Annotated in this window: 13 protein-coding genes; 3 read left to right on the top strand and 10 right to left on the bottom strand. The window is 73.5% G+C overall.

Annotated features, from left to right (window positions below):
- Positions 1-224: 224 nt before the first annotated feature.
- From AXW62_RS17665 to AXW62_RS17645, 4 genes are all read right to left on the bottom strand, one after another.
- On the bottom strand, positions 225-1,334 hold the full coding sequence (locus AXW62_RS17665) for a prephenate dehydrogenase (protein WP_060945375.1): 1,110 nt from the start codon (positions 1,332-1,334) through the stop codon (positions 225-227).
- The gene (locus AXW62_RS45870; protein WP_252368639.1) at positions 1,331-4,114 is read right to left on the bottom strand and encodes an aminotransferase class I/II-fold pyridoxal phosphate-dependent enzyme; all 2,784 of its coding nucleotides are present in this window, start codon (positions 4,112-4,114) and stop codon (positions 1,331-1,333) included. Before AXW62_RS45870 ends, AXW62_RS17665 begins: the two co-directional genes overlap by 4 nt.
- Positions 4,111-5,142: a 4-hydroxyphenylpyruvate dioxygenase gene (gene hppD / locus AXW62_RS17650; protein WP_169808143.1), complete on the bottom strand. Its 1,032-nt coding sequence runs from the start codon at positions 5,140-5,142 to the stop codon at positions 4,111-4,113. The genes AXW62_RS45870 and hppD overlap by 4 nt, the downstream gene beginning before the upstream one ends.
- Positions 5,143-5,405: 263 nt before the next feature.
- Positions 5,406-6,089, bottom strand: coding sequence for a hypothetical protein (locus tag AXW62_RS17645; RefSeq protein ID WP_060945373.1), 684 nt, complete (start codon positions 6,087-6,089; stop codon positions 5,406-5,408).
- Positions 6,090-6,347: 258 nt separating this feature from the next.
- On the opposite strand from AXW62_RS17645, the gene AXW62_RS17640 reads away from it, so the two are divergent.
- Genes AXW62_RS17640 through AXW62_RS17630 form a run of 3 tightly spaced genes read left to right on the top strand, consistent with a single transcriptional unit; the run spans position 6,348 to position 9,385 of the window.
- Positions 6,348-7,574: a cytochrome P450 family protein gene (locus AXW62_RS17640; RefSeq protein ID WP_060945372.1), complete on the top strand. Its 1,227-nt coding sequence runs from the start codon at positions 6,348-6,350 to the stop codon at positions 7,572-7,574.
- Positions 7,575-7,619: 45 nt separating this feature from the next.
- On the top strand, positions 7,620-8,594 hold the full coding sequence (locus AXW62_RS17635) for an ATP-binding cassette domain-containing protein (protein WP_030828178.1): 975 nt from the start codon (positions 7,620-7,622) through the stop codon (positions 8,592-8,594).
- Positions 8,591-9,385, top strand: coding sequence for an ABC transporter permease (locus tag AXW62_RS17630; protein WP_060945371.1), 795 nt, complete (start codon positions 8,591-8,593; stop codon positions 9,383-9,385). The genes AXW62_RS17635 and AXW62_RS17630 overlap by 4 nt, the downstream gene beginning before the upstream one ends.
- 205 nt (positions 9,386-9,590) lie before the next feature.
- On the opposite strand, the gene AXW62_RS17625 is transcribed toward AXW62_RS17630, so the two are convergent.
- The 6 genes from AXW62_RS17625 to AXW62_RS46670 all read right to left on the bottom strand — a co-directional run bounded on the left by AXW62_RS17625 (position 9,591) and on the right by AXW62_RS46670 (position 13,935).
- A complete protein-coding gene (locus tag AXW62_RS17625; RefSeq protein ID WP_060945370.1) occupies positions 9,591-9,890 on the bottom strand; it encodes a DUF397 domain-containing protein in 300 nt (99 codons plus the stop codon).
- 110 nt (positions 9,891-10,000) lie between these two features.
- Positions 10,001-11,011 carry a protein-L-isoaspartate O-methyltransferase family protein gene (locus AXW62_RS17620; RefSeq protein ID WP_060945369.1) on the bottom strand — a complete coding sequence of 337 codons (1,011 nt, stop codon included), beginning with the start codon at positions 11,009-11,011 and terminating at the stop codon, positions 10,001-10,003.
- A 91-nt stretch (positions 11,012-11,102) separates the two neighbouring features.
- Complete coding sequence (locus AXW62_RS17615) at positions 11,103-11,516, bottom strand: lasso peptide biosynthesis B2 protein (protein ID WP_078961881.1); 414 nt, start codon at positions 11,514-11,516, stop codon at positions 11,103-11,105.
- Between the two features lie 5 nt (positions 11,517-11,521).
- Positions 11,522-11,824 (bottom strand): PqqD family protein, encoded by a 303-nt coding sequence (locus tag AXW62_RS17610; protein ID WP_060945367.1) that lies wholly within the window; start codon positions 11,822-11,824, stop codon positions 11,522-11,524.
- Positions 11,808-13,646, bottom strand: coding sequence for an albusnodin/ikarugamycin family macrolactam cyclase (locus tag AXW62_RS17605; protein WP_159060908.1), 1,839 nt, complete (start codon positions 13,644-13,646; stop codon positions 11,808-11,810). Before AXW62_RS17605 ends, AXW62_RS17610 begins: the two co-directional genes overlap by 17 nt.
- Positions 13,647-13,809: 163 nt before the next feature.
- Positions 13,810-13,935: a hypothetical protein gene (locus AXW62_RS46670; RefSeq protein ID WP_284709075.1), complete on the bottom strand. Its 126-nt coding sequence runs from the start codon at positions 13,933-13,935 to the stop codon at positions 13,810-13,812.
- Positions 13,936-14,030: the final 95 nt, after the last annotated feature.

Raw genomic sequence — 14,030 nt, 5'->3', positions numbered from 1 at the left:
CACGCACCAGGCGACGCCTCGCTGCCGGGCGAACCCCGACCGACGCGGTACCGGAAGTACGGCGCCCCGGCGCCGGGTCGGCGCGCCGCTGTCCCGGGGCCGGGGCGCGGCTGTCCTGGGGTCCGGGTCGGGGCGCGGCTGTTCCGGGGCCAAGGCCGCGCGTTGCCCCGGGGCCGGGTCTGCGCGCGGCGGACCGGCCCCCGGGCGGAGCCGGTCCGGGTCGCTCAGGCGTCGCCGACCAGCAGCGGCTTCTCCCGCATGGTCCAGCCGTTGGCGTCCAGCACCCGCCGCACGGCCGCGACGGAGGCCGATTCCACGAGCAGTTCGGCCAGGCCGCTCGGCTGGTCGAGGGAGTGCTCGATGCGCACGTCCTCGATGTTGACCCCGGCCTCGCCGACGGTGGAGAACAGCCGGGCCAGCGCTCCGGGCTGGTCCGGGACGGCCACCGGGATCGCCACGTACTCGGCGGGCCGCGACCGCTGTTTGTGCGGTACGCGGGCGTGGCCCCGGTTGCCGCGCCGCAGCATCTCCGCCAGGTCGGCGGCGGCCTGCCGGCGCGCCTCGGACTCCGGGCCGGGCAGCGCCCGCAGGGCGGAGACCAGCCGCTCCAGGTCCTTGGCGAAGTCGTCGAGGACGTCGGCCACCGCGCCGGCGTTCGCGGTCAGGATGTCGCTCCACAGGGCGGGTTCGCCCGCCGCGATGCGGGTGACGTCCCGTAGCCCCTGGCCCGACACCCGGATGTGCTCGGCCTCGGCGTGCTCCAGCCGGGCCGCCATCATGGCGGCGACCAGGTGCGGGGCGTGCGAGGTGAGGGCGACGGCGCGGTCGTGGGCGTCGGTGTCCATCAGGACGGGGACGCCACCGCACAGCGAGACCAGCTCCAGCCCCCGGTTGAGCGCCGAGCGGTCGGTGCGCGGCGAGGGGGTCAGCACCCAGGGGCGGCCCTCGAAAAGGTCGGCACGGGCGGCGAGCGGACCGGAGCGCTCGGCACCGGCCAGCGGATGTCCGCCGATGTAGCGGGACGGATCGCCGCCGGCCGCGCGGACCTCCTCGTGCGGCCGCGCCTTGACGCTGGCCACATCGGTGTAGGTGTGCGCGAGCCCGTCCCGCTGGCAGCGGGCGAGCACGGTGCCGATGCTCGCGGGCGGCACTGCGAGCACGGCGAGGTCCACCTGCCCGGCGGGCGCCCGGAGCGAGCCCGCGCCCAGGGCCTCGGCGGTCCTGGCGGCCGTGGTGTCGGCGTCGTCCAGGTACACCAGGACGCCCCGGCGGCTCAGGGCGAGGCCGATGGACGTTCCGATCAGCCCGGTTCCGACGACGACGGCGGTCCTCATGCGTCACGTCCCGGGGTGGGGCCGGTGGCGCCGGAGCGCTCGGTCTCGGCCCGCAGGAAGGCGGCGAACCGGGCGATGCCGTCCTCGATCCGCGCGGTGCTCAGATAGCTGAAGGAGAGCCGGATCGACCGTTCGCCGCCGGGGCCCGGGTAGAAGTAGGCCATCGGCGTCCAGATGACGCCGTGGTCCTCGGCCGAGCGCAGCAGCGCGGCGTTGTCGGCGGGGAACGGCACCCGGACGGTGAGGAAGAAGCCGCCGCTGGGCCGGTTCCAGCCGATGCCGAGCCGGTCCCGGACGTCCTCGGGGAAGTGGCGGTCCAGCTGTTCCAGGGTGACGCGGAGCGCTTCGCCGTAGTGCTTGGCGGGCACCGCGTTGCGTTCGGTGAGCCGGCCGCCGCAGGCCAGCAGGGCACCGGCGACGGCCGCCTGGCTCAGCGCCGGGGTGTTCACCGTCACCATGCTCTTGATCTTGGCGAGTTCGTCGGCGAGCAGGCTCTCCGCCCCCGACGGGTCCCGTACGGGCTGGTCGGCGACGACGAATCCGACGCGGGCGCCGGGGAAGACCGACTTGGCGTACGACCCGAGGTGGACCACCCGCCGCATGCGGTCCATCGCCTTCAGGGTGGGCAGCTGGGCGCCGGGGCTGACCAGCCGGTAGGGGCTGTCCTCCAGGATGAGCAGATCGTGCCGCGCCGCCAGCTCCAGCAGCTCCTCGCGGGCGCGCCGGGACAGGGTGTTGCCCGACGGGTTCGAATGGTCCGGCACCACGTAGAAGGCGCGCGGGCGGCGGCCCCTGGCCCGTTCGGCGAGGACGGCGGCCTCCACATCGGCCACGTCCAGCCCGTCGGCCCGCTCCTCGACGGGGCGCACGGGCACCCCCAGCAGACTGGCGGCCCCGGTGATGCCCACGTAGCAAGGGCTGGCGACCAGCAGGACGTCCCCAGGGCCGGCGAAGAGCGCGCGCAGGGCCAGCAGCATGCCCTCCTGGGCGCCGACGGTCACCACGATCGCGCCGGGCGGGACGTCGATGCCCTCGTCGGCGCGGAGCGAGTCGGAGATCAGCCCGCGGATCTGGCCCGCGGTCGGACCGTACTGGTACAGGGCGGTGCGGATGGCCTCGTCCGAGGCGCCGCCCGCGGCCAGGTGGTCCAGGTAGCGGCGGACGTGGTCGAGGATCTCGTCCTTGTCGAAGAACTCCTCGTACGGCCGCCCGGGGGCGAAGGAGACCACGTCCGGGAAGCGGCCGGTGATCTCGTTGAGGAAGTTCATGGTGTCCAGCACCGGGTCGGACACGCTGCGGTGCAGATTCTCTTTGAGCAGGGTGGCGGTGGCGGTGGCGTGGGGTGTGGTCGGTGGCGGGGTGGCTGCCACGCCGTGGTGCAGATCCTCCTCGCGCGGCCCCGCCGCCTCCGTGGCCTCTGCGGTCTCCGTGGCCTCCGCCGCCGGTTCGGGCGGGCGCGGCCGGTCGTGCCCCGCCGCCGACTCGGGCGGGTGGTGCCGGGCCGGGACGGTGTTCTCGGGTCCGGCCGCCGGTGGGGCTTCCGGGTCGGTGGTGGTGGCGCCCGGCGGGTGGTGCCGCACTGCGGCGGTGTTCTCCGGCCCGGCCGCCGGTGAGGCTTCCGGCCCGGCGGCCGGGGCTTCCGGGCCGGTGGTAGCGGCGCCGGACCGGCGGTGCCGCACCGCGGTGGTGTCCTCCGGTCCGGCCAGCAGCGCGGCGTCCGCGCCGGCGGCGGTGGCGGTGCCGGTCAGTGCCATGGCCTCCGACAGCTCGTCGAGGACCAGGTCCAGGACGCCCGCCGCGCCGTCCGCGCCCGCCACCGCCAGTCCGTGCAGCACCGGGCGGCCCAGCAGCACGGCGTCCGCCCCCAGGGCGAGGGCGGCCAGGACGTCCCGGCCGCGGCGCACGCCGCCGTCCAGGAGCAGGGCGCAGCGGCCGTTCACGGCGGCGGCGATCCGGGGGAGCACCTCCAGGGTGGCCGCTGTCCCGTCCAGTTGCCGTCCGCCGTGGTTGGAGACCACGATGCCGTCCGCCCCGGCGGCGATCGCGCACCGGGTGTCCTCGGCGGTCATGACCCCCTTGACCAGGACGGGCAGCGGGCTGACCGAGCGCAGCCAGGCGATGACCGACCAGTCGAGCGAGGGGTCGAGACCGGTGCGGCCGTGCTCGGACGGGGACGAGTAGTCGGCTTCGTCCGCGGGCAGGTTGGCGGGCGTGATGTGCGGCGGCAGCCGGAAGTCGTTGCGCAGGTCGCGCAGCCGGCGGCCGAGCCGCGGGGTGTCGGCGGTCAGCACCAGGGCCTCGAAGCCCGCGTCCGCCGCCCGCTCGACGAGCCGCCGGGTCGTGGCGCGGTCGCGGAAGCAGTAGACCTGGAGCCACAGGGGCGAGCCGGCGACCGCGGCGATCTCCGCGAAGGGCCGCCCGGCGAAGGTGCTCACCACGAGCGGGAGGCCGGCCGCGCCCGCGGCCCGTGCGGTGGCCGTCTCCCCGTCGGGGTGCATCAGCGTGTGGTAGGCCATGGGCGCCACGGCCACGGGCGCCGCCCACCGCCGTCCCAGGACGGTGGTGGACGGGTCGCCCTCGCCCGCGCCGGTCAGCACTCGGGGGCGCAGCCGGACGCGGTCGAACGCCGCCCGGTTGGCGGCGAGCGTCCGCTCGTCCCCGGCCCCGCCCTCGATGAAGTCCCAGACGGCCGGGTCCAGCCGGGTGCGCGCCCGCTCGGCGTACTCGTCGAGGGACAGCGGTGGCCGCCAGGCGCCGGAGGGGGCCGTGCGGCCGGTCACGAGGTGGCCGCCCGGGCGCGCTCGACGGCCTCGTACAGCGCGCGGATGTTGGAGCTTCCGAAGCCCTGGGCCCCGTGGCGCTGGATCAGTTCGAAGAACAGCGTGCGCCGCTCGAAGGGCGAGCGGGTGAAGAGCTGCAGCAGGTATCCCCACTCGTCGCGGTCGGCGAGCACATTGGTCTTGCGCAGATCGGCGATCGTCTCGTCGAGGTTGTCGATCCGCTCGGCCAGGACGTCGTAGTAGGTGCCGGGGGTCTGGAGGAACTCGACGCCCCGGGCCTCGAACTCGGATACCGCCGGGACGATCTCGTCCACGAGGAACGCCAGGTGCTGCACTCCCGGACCGGCGTTCCGCTCCAGGAATTCGTCGATCTGGCCCGGCTTCTTGGTGCTGTCGGGCTCGATGATGGTGAAGGTGATCCCGGCGGAGGGGCTGCGCACCACGATGGAGTCCATGGCCTGTTCGCCGACGGCGACGTATTCGCTGGAGTACTGCTCGAAGCCGAATGCGTCGATGTAGTACTGGACCGCGGCGTGCAGGGTGCCGGCCTCGAGACAGACCGCTATGTGGTCCAGCAGCCGCAGCTCGGTCGCGGTGCCGGCCGGTGCGGCGCCCTCCGGCGACCTGACCCAGTCCCGGCCCGGGGGCAGTCCGTGCGGCTGGGACGCGGAGCGCTTGAGGAGGGTGTGGCGGACGGCGCCGAAGCCGGAGACGGCGGGGCCGGCCGGGTTGCCGGAGGTCAGATCGCGGGCGCCGGCGGCCAGGGCGCCCTCGCGGGCCGCCAGGGGGTCCTCGCAGGCGAAGGCGATGTCGGCGATGCCGTCGCCGTGCTCGGCCAGGAAGCCGGCCGTGCCCGGTCCCGAGGTGATGACGAGCTGAACGCCCTTCTGGCGGAGCAGGACCGAATCCAGCGCGCCGGTCCGGCACCGGGCCTTTTCCTGAAAACCCATGCCGGAGACGAAATAGTCCGTGGTTTTCCGCTGGTCGCTGGTGTAGATCTCGATGTACTCGACGTCATGCGCGCTCACGATGCTCCCCATCCGACGATTGCCTCGCCACACGTGTGTGCAACTCGTGGAATCGCACGTTACCGGCGCGGGAGAGCGGTGCCATGGGCCGCCAAGAATTCTTCGATATTCACACAGGGAGCGGTCGCGGAGATTTCGGAGAAGAGGGCGGACGGTTTTCCGCGGAGAGGGCCCGCCGACCGCGTCAATCATCTCTTTTCGGGCGGTCGGCGATGATCGTGAAGGCGGCCGGCGGACGCTGGCAACGGCTTATTCGATTCTCTTCATTTGAACGCTTTGCGGCGCACCGCGTAGGCGTAGGTGACGGCGGCCAGCAGCGGTCCCCAGGCGAGCAGCGGCAGATAGGCGGTGACGAACACCCAGGCCCGCCAGCCGAGTTCGCCGACGTCATGGGTGAGCGATCCGCGCCAGCCGCCGTCCCCGAACTGGCGGCCGTCCAGCGCGCGCCCCCGCAGCGAGAGGATCAGGGCCATGGTCCAGGTGACGGTGAGGGCCACCGCCCCCAGCGCGGCGGGGATGATCGCCGACAGCGGGCGTATCGGCTTCCCGGCCACGAAGGGGACCCAGCGCGGCCACACCTCGCCCCAGGTGGAGACCAGTCCGACGGCGAGGAAGGCCAGCCCCTCGGCGACGATGGACAGGATGACGACGTAGATCTCCATCGGCAGCCAGTCGGGCAACTGGCCCTGGCCGAGATCCACGTCCTTGGTGAGCGGAACCCCGAAGGTGACCTGGGCGATGCGCCACAGCCCCGAGGGCAGCACGGTCAACGGGATCAGAAAAGCCGCACGCCGGGCCCACAGTGGCACCCCTTCGGCGGGAGTGCCGTGCAGCTTTCGGTAGCCACGGGAAACGGCGGTCAGGATTCCGGACACGGGGCCCTCCAGGAAACACCGGGAAACATGCGTCCGCTGCTGGAACGCTGCCAGGAGCATGGCATGCCGCATCCCACGCGCGACTCCTCCCGCGGAGGCAAACCCACAAGCCGTCGGGGGGAGCCCCGCCGCGTTCCCTCCTCCGTCCGGATGACCGCCGGGAAGGGGAGGAACGGCTTTTCGAACACGTTCCGCGGGAGCTCGATAGAAATCCTCGAAGTGCGCCGGGGACCGGCTGAAAAGCCTGCTATCAACGGGATCGGAGACGAACCTTCACCCACCCCCTGCGTCCGTGCGACGCGGCACGGGCCGACCGAGAGGACCCGACACATGGCCGAGGAGACCAGCCGGACGCCGGAGGTGCTGGGCGAGGACTTCATCCGCGACCCGTACCCGGTGTACGCCCGGCTGCGCGAGCGGGCCGCGGTCGCCCATGTCGTGCTCGGCGGGGCGCCGATGTGGCTGGTGCTGCGCCATGAGGCGGCGCGCGCCGCGCTGACCGATCCGGGACTGCACAAGGACCCGGAGCGCTGCGCCAGGCTGGCCGCCAGGCACGCGGGCGTGGACCCCGTGGAGCAGCCCGCCGAGAAGTCGCCCGGACAGCGGATGCTGGTGGAGCACATGCTGGGCATGGACCCGCCCCACCACACCCGGCTGCGCAAGCTGGTGGCCAAGGCGTTCACCGCGCGGCAGATCCAGGCGCTCCGCCCGCGGATCGAGCACACGGTCGGCGCGCTGCTCGACGGCATCGCCGGGCAGGGCGAGGTGGATCTGCTGAAGGCGTTCGCCTTCCCGCTGCCGCTCACCGTGATCTCCGAGATGATCGGCGTTCCCCAGGCCGACCAGGCCGCCTTCGGGGCGTGGTCCAACGCGCTGACCGTGGCCGTCCAGCCGCAGGAGATGCACGGCATCGCCGACCGGATGGCGGAGTACCTCACCGGGCTGATCGCCGCCAAGCGGGCCGCCCCGGACGACGACCTGATCAGCGGGCTGATCCAGGCGCGGGACCACGAGGACCGGCTGAGCGAGAACGAGCTGGTGTCGATGGTCTTCCAGCTCCTGGTGGCCGGCTACGAGACGACCGCGCACCTGATCGGCAACGGCATGCTCGCCCTGCTGCGCCACCCGGACCAGCTGGCCGCCCTGCGCGCGGACCGTTCGCTGCTGCGGGGCGCGGTCGAGGAGATCAGCCGCTACGACAACTCGCTGCACCTGAACACCCTCTCGGTGACCTCGGAACCGGTTCGGATCGGCGGCGTCCGCATCCCGGCCGACGCGTTCGTCATCGTCTCGCTCGGTGCGGCCAACCACGACCCCGAGCGCTTCGAGGACCCCGAGCGGTTCGACATCCGCCGGGAGGCCGGCGGCCACCTGGCCTTCGGCCACGGAATCCACCACTGCATGGGCGCCCCCCTGGCACGGCTGCAGACCGAGATCGCCGTCGGCGCGCTGCTCGACCGCTTCCCGCGGATCGAACTGGCCGTGGCGCCAGCGGAGTTGCGCCGCGAGATGAACCTGACCCGGGGGCTGGAGTCACTGCCGGTCCGGCTCGGCTGAGCGAGCCGGACCGGACCGGTGTACCGGCCGACGATGAGGAGTCTGATGGATATCGCAATCTCCGCGGCGGGGCTGCGGAAGCGCTACGGGGACCATGAGGTGCTCGGGGGCATCGACCTGTCCGTCGAGGCGGGCACGGTCTACGGGCTCCTGGGCCCCAACGGCGCCGGCAAGACGACCACGGTGCGGACGCTGTCGACACTGGTCACACCGGATGAGGGCACCGCGACCGTCGCGGGCTACGACGTGCTGAGCCAGGCCCACCAGGTGCGCCGCAGCATCGGGCTGACCGGGCAGTACGCCGCGCTGGACGGCGAGTTGACCGGCCGGGAGAACCTGGTGCTGATGGGCACGCTGCTGCACATGGGCCGCAAGCGGGCGCGGGCCCGCGCGGACGAGGTGCTGGAGATGTTCGACCTCGTCGACGCCGCCGACCGGGTCGTCAAGACCTACTCGGGCGGTATGCGGCGCAGGCTCGACCTGGGCGCCAGTCTGATCGGGAACCCGCCGGTGATCTTCCTGGACGAGCCGTCCACCGGGCTGGACCCGGTCAGCAGGAACGCGCTGTGGGACATGGTGCGCAAACAGGTCGCCGAGGGGGTCACCGTGCTGCTGACCACCCAGTACCTGGAGGAGGCCGATCAGCTCGCCCACCGCGTCGCGCTGATCGACAAGGGGCGGGTGGCGGCGGAGGGCACCCCCGACGAGCTGAAGAAGAAGGTCGGCGGCGAGCGGCTGGAGATCACCGTGCGGACCGCCGGGATGGTGGAGGCCGCCCGGGCCGCGCTGGCCCGGATCTCCTCACCGGGCTCCGCGCCGCCGGCCGTCGACGACAGCGGGATGCGGGTGTCGGTCGCCCTGGAGACCGGTATCGCCGGTGTCTCCGCGGCCGCGTCGGAACTCCAGGGGGCCTCGGTAGAGGTGGTCGACTTCCTCGTCCGGCGCCCCTCGCTGGACGACGTGTTCCTGGAGCTGACCGGAGCCGGACCCGAGGCCGAGCTGGAGGCGACGAGCCGATGACCACCTACGTCCTGAGCGACGCGCTCGCCCTGGCCGGCCGCCATATGCGGCATCTGAAGCGGGCACCGCAGCGGATCCTCAGCATCACCCTGATGCCGATCATGTTCGTGTTCCTCTTCGGCTACCTCTTCGGCAGTTCGATGAACGTGCCCGAGGGCGACTACCACGAGTACATCATGGCGGGCATCTTCACCCAGATGATGCTGGCCGGGGTGATCAACACCGGTGTCGGGGTGGCCGAGGACCTCTCCAACGGCCTGGTGGACCGGTTCCGTTCACTGCCGATGGGCAAGGGCTCGGTGCTGCTCGGCCGGACCCTCTCCGACCTGGTGCTCAACGCCATCTCCTGTGTCGCGATGCTCTCCGTCGGCCTGCTCATCGGCTGGCGCATCCACGGCGGACCGCTCAAGGCCCTCGCGGGCTTCGGGCTGTTGCTGCTGCTCGGCTACGCCACGGCGTGGCTCGGCTCGCTCATCGGGCTGCTGCTGCGCCACCCCCAGGCGGTCAACTCGGTGGCCATGGTGATCACCATGCCGCTCACCTTCCTGTCGGCGACCTTCTACCCGGCCGAGAACCTGCCGGGCTGGCTGCGCCCGGTGGCCGAGTGGAACCCGGTGTCGACCCTGACCACCGGGATGCGGGAGCTGTGGGGGAACCCCACGGGCAACGCCCCCGATCCGGCGTTCCCGCTGCGGCATCCGGTGCTGTCCTCCCTGATCATGGTGGTGGCCCTGCTGGTCGTCGTGGTCCCGCTGGCCAACCGGGCCTACGAGCGGGCCGCCGCGCGCTGACCCCGGGCCGCGCGGCCCCGCCCGCGCCGGAGCCCGGACGGCCGTGAGCGGCCGTCCGGGCTCCGGCCCGGCCCCGTCCGGCCCGTCCCTGTCCGGCCCGTCCCTGTCCGGGGCGGCGCCGTACCGGGGCAGCGCCGTACCGGGGCAGCGCAGCGGCCCCTGCCGAGTGGTCAGGGGCCGCTGTCCGAAGAGGCGTCAGTGCAGGTCAGGCGCGGCGCAACTGCCCGTCCCTGACGGCCGATATGAACGATGACCAGGACGGGGCGGGGAAGACCAACGCCGGGCCGTTCGAATTCTTACTTGCGTCGCCACGAAGCACGACGTGTTCGGTCTCGACGCCCAGGTGGTACCAGAGGCCGATGGCGACGGCCTCGGCCCGGTGGCGGCGCCACCGGCGATTCGCCTGCTTGCAGGCCGGAGAGCAGAACCGCTTTTCGCTGCGGGACGTCACCGGCAGCGGCTCGGTGCAGAAGATGTACGCGCAGCGGCGTACCCGCCCGGCCATGTCTCCACCGCACGCCCGGGCCCCGGGGCGGGCCGGAGATTGCCAGGGGCCCGGGCGGGGGCCGTCACGCTCCCCGCCCAGGCCCCTGAGTCCGCAGAGCCTTCCGGGCTCTACCGGGTCAGGCGCAGGTGCCAGCCGTCCGCGCCTCGGGTGAGGGCGGGAGTGTAGGTCTCGGGCGCGGGGCGGCCGGCGGCCTCCCAGGCAGTCAGCCAGTCGCGCAGGACGGCGAGGGACGGGGAGTCGGGGCGGTCGGCGAGGATCGTGCCGTCCTGTTGGAGGACGGCGGCCGTGGCCTGGGTGGAGTGGCCGAGGGCCCACAGGTCGGGGGTGAGGCCGGCCATGGTGAGCTGCGGGTCGGCCTGGGCGGCGGCGAAGGTCCGCCAGGACGGCCAGTCGAGTTCGCCGCCGTCGTACGGCTCGGTGTGGGCGTCCTTGAGCAGGCGGGCGAGCACGGTGCGGGCGCCGGTGTGGAGGCGGTCGTCGCGCTCGCGCCAGGCGATGGAGATCCACGACGGGGCGGGGGTGCGGTTATCCCAGTCCACCCACCGGCCCGGCAGGTCGAGGTTGTCCTTCGGTGAGCCGGTCGCCTCGATGTACCCGCCGGTGAACACCGCCTCCACGACCGGCTCGCCGCCGCTCACGCGGACCTTCGCGACCACGGTCATGTTGGGGACGGCCGCGATCGGCAGCGGGGCGACGATCAGACCGCCGTCGGCGACCTGGTCCACCCACGCCTTCGGCAGCAGCGGCGGGGTGCACCAAGCCACCATCCGGTCGTACGGCGCCCGCTCGGCGAACCCGGCGGTGCCGTCGGCGACGTGGCAGCGGATGTGGTAGAGGCCGCGCTCGTGGTGGATGAGGTTCGCCCAGCGCACGAGGTAGGCGTCGATGTCGAGGCTGGCCACCGCGCCGGTGGGGCCGACGAGCTCGGCGAGCAGGGCACCGGAGTAGCCGGAGCCGGTGCCGAACTCGACGACGTTCATGCCGCCGTGTACGTCGAGGGTGGTGAGCTCGCGGTGGACCACGACCGGGTTGGAGCGGTGCGGGGTGGCGCCGCGGCCGTCATGGTGGGTGTAGTGGCGTTCGGGAACGGAATCGGCGGCGTCGGCGACGGCGGTCACAGGTTCACTCCTTCGAGGGGCTACGGGCGCTCGTATACGGGCAACTGCTCCGGGCGAGTGAGGGACACGCGCCCGGCTGCGGCTTCGGGGGTCAGATCGTCAGGGCGGTGTGGTGGTGCCATCCGGCGGCGGTGTACTCGCCGACGGGTCCGTGCCCGGGCAGTTCGGCCCAGGCGTGGTACTCGACCGGCGGCGGGGCGAACCGGGCCCCGAGACACCAGTCGAGACGGCGGCCGAGCAGGGCGGCGGCGAGCACGGCGCCCAGCGAAGTCTCCATGCAGGCGGCCCGGCCCGGCCACCAGCGGGCGGTGTGCCGGACGGCGCCGACGAGGGCCTCGGCCCGGGCCGCGTCCAGCTCGCGCCGGCCCAGACAGCGGGCGAGACGGGCGGCGCGGACCGTGTGCCGGAACGGCAGCCGCAGCAGGACCAGGGCGAGCGCGAGCCCGGCCGCGGCGGCCAGCCGCTCGCCGAGGGTGCCGGTCCGGACGGTGCAGTACGCCTCCATGCTGGTCACGACCGCCATCCCCACCAGCGGCGGCGCATCCGGGCCGGCGCCTGGCCGTCGTGGGCGAGGCCCTGCGCGGCCAGCGCCTCGGCGACCGTGCGGACGTCGGCGGCAGCCGACCCCACGCCGATGCCGTACCGCTCGGCGTACTGGTCGGCGGCCTCCTCCTGGCTCGTGGAGGCGAGCAACAGCATCACCGCGGCCGACGCGGTCGGCGTCAGGTAGGCCCAGCGTCCGGTCCGCTCGCTGAGGATCACACCGCCCTCGTCGGTGAGCACCGTATGGGCACTCTCACACAGCCGCCACACGGCCGCCCACCTCCTCCCACCACACCGCCGGGGCGGCGGCGTGCTGCCGCAGCCACACCTCGGCGGCCACCACCAGGTGCAAGGCGCCCTGGGCGGTCGGTTGCCCGGCCGCGGCCCGGGCCAGCGCGTCGGCGACCGGCTGCTCGCTGACCAGTCCGAGCGCGGCCACCTGCGACGACGGACCCAGCAGGTCTTTGAGGACGGGGGCGTTGTCGCGCAAGCCCGCGTACGCGAGGGCGTTGAACCCGCCCTTCGTCGTACGGGCCAGCACGAAACCGGGCAGCACCCGGCTGCCGGTGAACGCCGCGTTCAGCAGCGGCTTGTAGGCGCCGGGGGCGCCGCGCTCGTCCGCGGGCACGGCGAAGCAGGCACGGATGACTTCGTTGTCCAGGAACGGGGCGGCCAGCTCGATGCCGTGCCCGGCGAGCGCGAGCGCCCGCCACCCAGCGGTGTTCGCGCCGACCCGCGCGAGGTCCTGCCGGTCGGACCACTCGGCCAGCCGGGTCGGCGCGTCGGTGAGCGCGCCCGCGGCCTCGTCCACGGCGGAGGCCAGCATCAGCCGGGCGCCGTGGGTCATCCAGTCCGCCGAGGCCAGCAGGGGCGTCCAGGCGAGTGGGCGCTGGGCCTGGGGAATCCAGTCCCGCGCGGGCCCGCGCAGTTCGGCGGCCATCTGCCACCAGGCCCCGGCCAGGTCGACCTTGGAGGCCGGGCGGGTACGGGCGAGCACGTGGAAGGCGGAAGTGTGCCGCAGCCGGGCGTGGGCGAGCGCGTGCTGCAAGGCCCGCCGGTGCCTCCGTTCGCGCAGCAGATCCGCGAGGTAGGAGGAGGGAGCGGACAGCACGGCGTCCCCGGCCGCGCCGGTGAAGTGCACCCCCGGGCCCGGGGTGTTCTCGGCGACCGTGTCCAGGACGGCCCGTTTGATGGACGCGGTCACCACGTACGCGTTCGGGGCGTCGGTCACCGGCAGGGCGAACAGGTCGTCAAGCCCGGCGTAGTACACCGTTCCCGCCGCGCCGGGGACCGTATGGTGGGTGAGCCCCGGCACGGTGGCCGCAGTGCGAACCGCGAACGCGAGGTCGTCGTCACGCAGGCGTTCGTCAGCGAACGTCACCGCGGCCACCGGCCCTCGCTGGGCGGCCAGGCACGCGAGCGTGGTGGAGTCCAGCCCCGCCAGGTCCGCGCTCACCGGCCGGCCGTCGATCCGTACGGCGACCGCCTCGGCGAGCGCGGCCCGCGCCACCGACGCCTGCTCGCGCAGGTCCACCCGCGGGTAGGAGACCGGCTCGTACCGCTCCACCGCTGCTCCGTCGGGGCCGAGCAGCAGCAGATGCCCGCCGGGTACCCGCTTAACGTCGCGGAAGAGACTCCGGCCGGCGAGCACGTCGGGCTGCCCGAAGGCGAGATGGGCGGCGAACGCGGTCACGTCGATCGGGGCCCCGTCCAGCCCGGCGAGCGCGGACGCTGCGGTCGACCACCACGTGCCAGCCGCGTCGGTGCGGTAGTACACCGAGTACTGCCCGGCCAGGTCCCCGATCACCGCCAGCGTCTCGCCACTGCGGGCCACGGCGAGGTACGAGCCGGGCCAGCGCGTCAGCGCCCGCCAGCCCTTCGCCCGTACGACCGGCAGAGCATCCCGGAGCTGGGCCTCATCGGCGCCGCACTCGCCGATCACCGCCAGCGCCGCCCGCTCGTCGCCCACCGCACTGATCCGGGCGGCGGGCCACCGGCACGTCCACGTGCTGTCCAGGCCGGGCACCGCCCGGCCTCCTGCGGGCCGCCGGTCGCTCCCGGCGGTCCCGTACCACCCCGCGCTCCACCTCATCGCTGCCTCGCTTCCGTCCGCAACCGTGCTGGTCGAAAAAGGGACGGAGGCGCCGGGCCCGCCCGTCCCGAGCATGAGCACGGGGTGTGGCAGGCCCAACGCCTCCTTCGCCGGAGCCGGGGCGTGGCACTCGATTCCCCACCGGGCCCCGGCCGTTCGCGGGTCAGGCGTTCTTGTACTCGGTGTCGTCGGCGGTGTCGAAGTTGTTGGTGCCCAGCGTCACCACGACGACGGCGCCGGCGTCGAGGACGACGGGGGCCTGGTAGACCGGGGTGGTGTTCTCGCCCATGGCGGACTTCCTTCCGCTCGTTGCCCGGCTGTCTGTGTCGCCGGACTGGTGACCATCAGTCAACGCGCAGACACGGCCGGTGGGGAGCTGCCAGA

Origin of the sequence: Streptomyces hygroscopicus subsp. hygroscopicus (assembly GCF_001553455.1) — a bacterium.
Classification (GTDB): domain Bacteria; phylum Actinomycetota; class Actinomycetes; order Streptomycetales; family Streptomycetaceae; genus Streptomyces; species Streptomyces hygroscopicus.
This window is presented reverse-complemented; position numbering and strand designations above follow the sequence as displayed.

Coding starts and splice junctions, on each gene's coding strand:
- AXW62_RS17635 (WP_030828178.1), top strand. CDS start 7,620: ATGGATATCGCAATCTCCGCGGCGGGGCTGCGGAAGCGCTACGGGGAC.
- AXW62_RS17645 (WP_060945373.1), bottom strand. CDS start 6,089: ATGCGGCATGCCATGCTCCTGGCAGCGTTCCAGCAGCGGACGCATGTT.
- AXW62_RS17665 (WP_060945375.1), bottom strand. CDS start 1,334: ATGAGGACCGCCGTCGTCGTCGGAACCGGGCTGATCGGAACGTCCATC.
- AXW62_RS17630 (WP_060945371.1), top strand. CDS start 8,591: ATGACCACCTACGTCCTGAGCGACGCGCTCGCCCTGGCCGGCCGCCAT.
- AXW62_RS17615 (WP_078961881.1), bottom strand. CDS start 11,516: ATGGAGGCGTACTGCACCGTCCGGACCGGCACCCTCGGCGAGCGGCTG.
- AXW62_RS17605 (WP_159060908.1), bottom strand. CDS start 13,646: ATGAGGTGGAGCGCGGGGTGGTACGGGACCGCCGGGAGCGACCGGCGG.
- AXW62_RS17640 (WP_060945372.1), top strand. CDS start 6,348: ATGGCCGAGGAGACCAGCCGGACGCCGGAGGTGCTGGGCGAGGACTTC.
- AXW62_RS46670 (WP_284709075.1), bottom strand. CDS start 13,935: ATGGGCGAGAACACCACCCCGGTCTACCAGGCCCCCGTCGTCCTCGAC.
- AXW62_RS17625 (WP_060945370.1), bottom strand. CDS start 9,890: ATGGCCGGGCGGGTACGCCGCTGCGCGTACATCTTCTGCACCGAGCCG.